We start from the raw sequence: 4714 nt of genomic DNA, 5'->3' as shown, positions 1-4714 counted from the left end.
CTCTGGTTGCGGTAGTTGCGTGCGCAACGATCGCAACCAGAGGACTAAACGCGGTCGTAGGCTGGCGGGATGCGTGCGGTAGGGGTGGACGGGAGTCCGGAGTCGATCACCGAGCTGACCGAGGCACTGGCCGAGGCGCTCGGGGGCGGCCCGGCCGTCCTCCCCTACGCGTCCGAGGCCCTGCGCGACGCGATGGAGCCGACACGCCCGGCCGAGCCGGGGACGGCGGTGATCATCGCCACCTCGGGATCCACCGGCGAACCCAAGGGCGTCCTGCTCTCGGCCGCCGCGCTGGCCGCGTCGGCGCACGCCACCCACGCGCGCCTCGGCGGGCCCGGGCATTGGCTGCTCGCGACGCCGGCGCAGTACATCGGCGGGTTGCAGGTACTCGTCCGGTCGCTGCTGGCCGGGACGACGCCCGCGCTGCTGCACGCCGCCGGTTTCCGGCCGGACGACTTCGCAGCGGCCGCCGCACCGCTCCTCGCGCTGGACGGGCCGCGCTACACCGCGCTCGTGCCGACCCAGCTCGGCCGCCTGCTCGACGCGGGCGGGCCGGGGCTGGCCGCGGCCCGCGCGTTCGATGCGATCATCGTCGGCGCCGCGGCGACGACCACGGAACTCCGGGAGCGCGCGGCCGAAGCGGGCGTGAAGATCGTCCCCGCGTACGGCATGAGCGAGACCGCCAGCGGCTGTGTCTACGACGGCGTCCCACTGGATGGAGTACACGTCGAACTTGAAGACGAGCGGGTGTGTATCACGGGTGACATACTCGCGCACGGCTACCGACTGCGACCCGGCCTGACCGCCGACGCCTTCGCGGGTGGCCGGTTCCGTACTTCCGATCGCGGCAGGCTGTCACCGGATGGGCGGCTGGAGATCCTCGGCCGGATCGACGACATGATCAACACCGGCGGGGTGAAGGTGGCTGCGGCGGCGGTCGAACGGATTCTGACCGCACAGCCCGGAATCCGGGACGCCTGCGTGGTCGGAGTACCCGATCCCGAGTGGGGCGAGGCGGTCGTCGCACTCGTCGTCGGCGCTGGTTGCGACGTCGATTCCCTGCGTGCCGCGTGCCGTGACGAGGCCGGTGCGGCGGCCGCTCCGAAGCGGGTCGAATTCACCGAAGAACTACCGTTGCGAGGCCCCGGAAAGGTCGATAGGACGGCTGTCCGAAACCTCCTACGAAGGTCGTGAATTCTCCACCGATTACCGGGACGTTGTTGACATGATCATTACCCGCGGGTTTACGTCTTAGGCATGACGCGCTGGACACGCACAGTATTGGCCTGCACCGCCGTCACGATGGGACTGGTCGCTTTGGCCGGACCCGCGCTGGCGGACGAACCGGAAACCGCCGTTCCGAACAGCGGCACACTCACCTGGACGCTCGAAGACACCATCAAAGATCTGAAGTAGCGATTCATCACTCGCTCGCGGTGGCTCGGCACCGCGAGCGAGTGATGAGCCCCGCATACCAGCGGGTAGGCACCAGGGCCAGAATGGCGGTATGGCGACTGCTGGTGAATGGATCGAAGGGGCGCGCCCGCGGACGCTGCCCAACGCGGTGGCGCCGGTGGTCGCCGGAGTCGGCGCGGCGGTCGCGCTGGACGACTTCTCGTGGTCGCGCTCGCTGCTCGCGCTGCTCGTCTCACTGGCCCTGATCGTCGGCGTCAACTACGCCAACGACTACTCCGACGGCATCCGCGGCACCGACGAAAACCGCGTCGGCCCGCTGCGACTGGTCGGCTCCGGAGTCGCGAAGCCGAAAGCCGTGCTCTTCGCCGCTCTCGCGGCCCTCGGGCTCGCGGGGATCCTCGGGCTCGTGCTCGTCGCGATCAGCGGGCTCTGGTGGCTGCTGGCCATGGGCGCCGTCTGCATCCTCGGCGCCTGGTTCTACACCGGCGGCAAGAAGCCTTACGGCTACTACGGTTTCGGCGAGATCGCGGTCTTCGTCTTCTTCGGGCTCGCCGGCGTGCTGGGCACGGTGTACGTCCAAGCCGGACAGGTCAGCTGGACGGCGCTGGGCTGCGCGGTCGCCGTCGGCTCGTTCTCGACCGGTGTGCTGACCGCCAACAACCTCCGCGACATCCCGACCGACATCGAGTCCGGCAAGCGCACACTCGCCACGCGGATCGGCGACAAGGGGACCCGGCGGCTTTACCTGGCGCTGGTCGCGGTGCCGTACGTCGTCAGTGTGCTGCTCGCCTTCGTGACCCCGTGGGCGCTGCTGGGCCTGGTGACCGCGCCGCTGCTGCTGAAGTCGGTCAAGGCCGTCGGCGGCGGCCAACAGGGGCGGGCACTGATCCCGGCGCTGCGGGACACCGGTCTCGCCATGCTGGGGTGGGCGATCCTGACCGCGGTCGCCCTCTCCGTCTAGCGAGCTGTCACTGGACCTTTGTGGCGCGACCGTGTGGATCTCGACGCGTCAGATGACCCGAAATCCACACGGTGCGGCGCGAAAGGACCGGTCAGGCCGGTCGGGGCGCCTCCGGTCGGGCGCGTCCGGTCGGGAGCCTCCGGTCGGGGCGCCCCGTGAGCCCGCGTGGAGGCTCAGGCGAGCGGGAGCACTGAACGGACCGTTCATTCCTTGAATTTTCCGCTTCGGCCCACTACCCGTGCCTGCCGCGAGACCTGCCACCCACAACCTGTGGCCTAGGCGATAGCAAAGGTCCCTTGCTCTTTTCGTGATCCCGCGCGTCTGAGGTACAAGCCCGTCAGACCTCCGGAGCGAACTTCCCGCTCACCAGGAATTCCCGGTACATCTCCTGGTACGGAGCGATGTCGAGGTTCTTCTGTGCCAGCCACTCGTCGTTGTAGTACGTGTTCGCGTACCGCTCACCGCCGTCGCACAGCAGTGTGACGACGCTGCCCGCCTGGCCTTCCGAAATCATCCGCGAGATCAGCGTGAACGCGCCGAAGAGGTTCGTGCCGGTCGAGCCGCCCGCCCAGTGCCCGGTGTGCTCGCGCAGCAGCCGGATGGCCGCCAGCGAACCGGCGTCGGGTACTTGCAGCATCTCGTCGATCACGCCGGGCACGAAAGACGGCTCGACGCGTGGCCGCCCGATGCCCTCGATCCGCGACGGCATGCCGGTCGCGTAGTCGAGTGCGCCGGTTTCCCAGGCGCCGAAGAACGACGAGTTCTCCGGGTCGACGACGGCGATCTTCGTGGTGTGCCGCTTGTAGCGCACGTAGCGGCCGAAGGTCGCGCTCGTCCCGCCCGTTCCGGCGCCGACCACGATCCAGGTCGGTATGGGGTGCCGTTCTGACTGCATCTGCGCGTACACCGACTCGGCGATGTTGTTGTTCCCACGCCAGTCCGTCGCGCGTTCGGCGTAGGTGAATTGGTCGAGGTAGTGGCCGTTGCACTCCGAAGCGAGCCTCTCGGCCTCCGGGTACATGTCGGGCGCGCGGTCGACGTAGTGACACTCGCCGCCGTAGAACTCGATGAGCGCGATCTTCTCCGGCGAGGTGCTCCGCGGCACCACGGTGATGAACCGCAGCCCGAGCATCCGCGCGAAGTACGCCTCCGAAACCGCCGTCGAGCCGCTGGAGGCCTCGACGAGCACGGTGTTCTGCCCGATCTGGCCGTTCACCAGGCCGTACAGGAACAGTGAGCGGGCGAGCCGGTGCTTGAGCGAGCCGGTCGGGTGGACGGACTCGTCCTTCAGGTAGAGGTCGATGCCCCAGTCCGCGGGCAGCGGGAAGACGTGCAGGTGGGTGTCGGCGCTGCGGTTCGCGTCGGCCTCGATGATGCGGACGGCCTCGCGGACCCAGCTCCGGCTGTGCAGCCTGCTCACGCCGTCCCGTCCGCTCGGTCGCCACGCAGCTGCGAACGCAGTTCCGCACGGACACGGGCACGCTTTTCGTTGCGGCGGGCGAGTCCGGCGGTCACGCGCGCGTTCAGCGGGCGGAACAGGAGCAGGCCCAGCGGGAGCCCCACGACCAGGCCGATCAGCAACGCGACCAGCAGCGGGACGTTGACCAGCAGCAACCCGCCCGCGATGACACCGACCAGGACGAACCTGGCCAGCACGTACAGCGTCAGGTCGCGGGCCAGGTGATCGGCGGTTTCCGGCGTATCGCTCACATCAACGCAGGTTACGCGCCGCCGTTGCGGCCGTCGTCCAGGCCCGCGTTGTTGGGCCGCCCTTCGAACCGGGTGGAAAGCACCACGGTGGTGTTGGTCCGGCCGACGCCGGGGATGCGCCGCAGCCGGTTGAGCGCGGCCTCCAGGTCGTCGACGGTCGCCACCCGCACCTTGACGACGAACGCTTCGTCACCGGCGACGGCGTAGCAGCTTTCGACCTCGTCCAAGGCACCGAGCGCCGCCGCGACGTCCTCATCGGTCGCGGTGTCGGTGGGGTGGATGCCGACCAGCGCGGTCACCCCGAGTCCGACCATGCTCGGATCGACCATGGCGTGGTAGCCGGTGATCACGCCGGACGCCTCGAGCTTGCCGACCCGTTCGTGCACCGATGACGCCGAGAGCCCGACCGATCGGCCGAGGTCGGCGTAGGTAGCCCGGCCGTTCTCCCGCAATGCCGCGATGATCTTCCGATCCACCTGGTCCACCGCTACACCTTAGTGGTTGGTTTCGGAAGTGCTTCGTGGGTATCGGCGATCCAGGTTTCCGCTGGGCGTGCGGCCGGAAGGTCCTCGTACCGGGTTGTACTCGGACCTTTCGGCCGTACGTCCAGCGGGAAGCTGGGCCGTC

The 4714-nt window shown here is 68.9% G+C and carries 6 protein-coding genes; 3 read left to right on the top strand and 3 right to left on the bottom strand.

What is annotated here, in order from left to right:
* Positions 1–69 precede the first annotated feature (69 nt).
* The 3 genes from menE to AB0M65_RS40235 all read left to right on the top strand — a co-directional run bounded on the left by menE (position 70) and on the right by AB0M65_RS40235 (position 2377).
* Positions 70–1194: an o-succinylbenzoate--CoA ligase gene (menE, locus tag AB0M65_RS40245; protein ID WP_364040728.1), complete on the top strand. Its 1125-nt coding sequence runs from the start codon at positions 70–72 to the stop codon at positions 1192–1194.
* A 63-nt stretch (positions 1195–1257) separates the two neighbouring features.
* Entirely contained in the window at positions 1258–1416 is a 159-nt protein-coding gene (locus AB0M65_RS40240) for a hypothetical protein (RefSeq protein ID WP_168214479.1), read from the top strand.
* Positions 1417–1507: 91 nt separating this feature from the next.
* Positions 1508–2377 (top strand): 1,4-dihydroxy-2-naphthoate polyprenyltransferase, encoded by an 870-nt coding sequence (locus AB0M65_RS40235; RefSeq protein WP_364040725.1) that lies wholly within the window; start codon positions 1508–1510, stop codon positions 2375–2377.
* A 337-nt stretch (positions 2378–2714) separates the two neighbouring features.
* Here AB0M65_RS40235 and AB0M65_RS40230 read toward each other — a convergent pair whose 3' ends face one another.
* From AB0M65_RS40230 to AB0M65_RS40220, 3 genes are read right to left on the bottom strand one after another with little or no spacing between them, the layout of a single operon-like run.
* Positions 2715–3797: a PLP-dependent cysteine synthase family protein gene (locus tag AB0M65_RS40230; protein WP_364040722.1), complete on the bottom strand. Its 1083-nt coding sequence runs from the start codon at positions 3795–3797 to the stop codon at positions 2715–2717.
* Entirely contained in the window at positions 3794–4087 is a 294-nt protein-coding gene (locus AB0M65_RS40225; RefSeq protein WP_364040719.1) for a DUF4229 domain-containing protein, read from the bottom strand. Before AB0M65_RS40225 ends, AB0M65_RS40230 begins: the two co-directional genes overlap by 4 nt.
* A gap of 11 nt (positions 4088–4098) precedes the next feature.
* The gene (locus AB0M65_RS40220; protein ID WP_364040716.1) at positions 4099–4572 is read right to left on the bottom strand and encodes an Lrp/AsnC family transcriptional regulator; all 474 of its coding nucleotides are present in this window, start codon (positions 4570–4572) and stop codon (positions 4099–4101) included.
* Positions 4573–4714: the final 142 nt, after the last annotated feature.

Source organism: Amycolatopsis sp. NPDC051071 (assembly GCF_040682875.1).
GTDB lineage: Bacteria > Actinomycetota > Actinomycetes > Mycobacteriales > Pseudonocardiaceae > Amycolatopsis.
The sequence above is the reverse complement of the archived record's forward strand: the minus strand, read 5'-3'. Positions and strand labels throughout refer to the sequence as shown.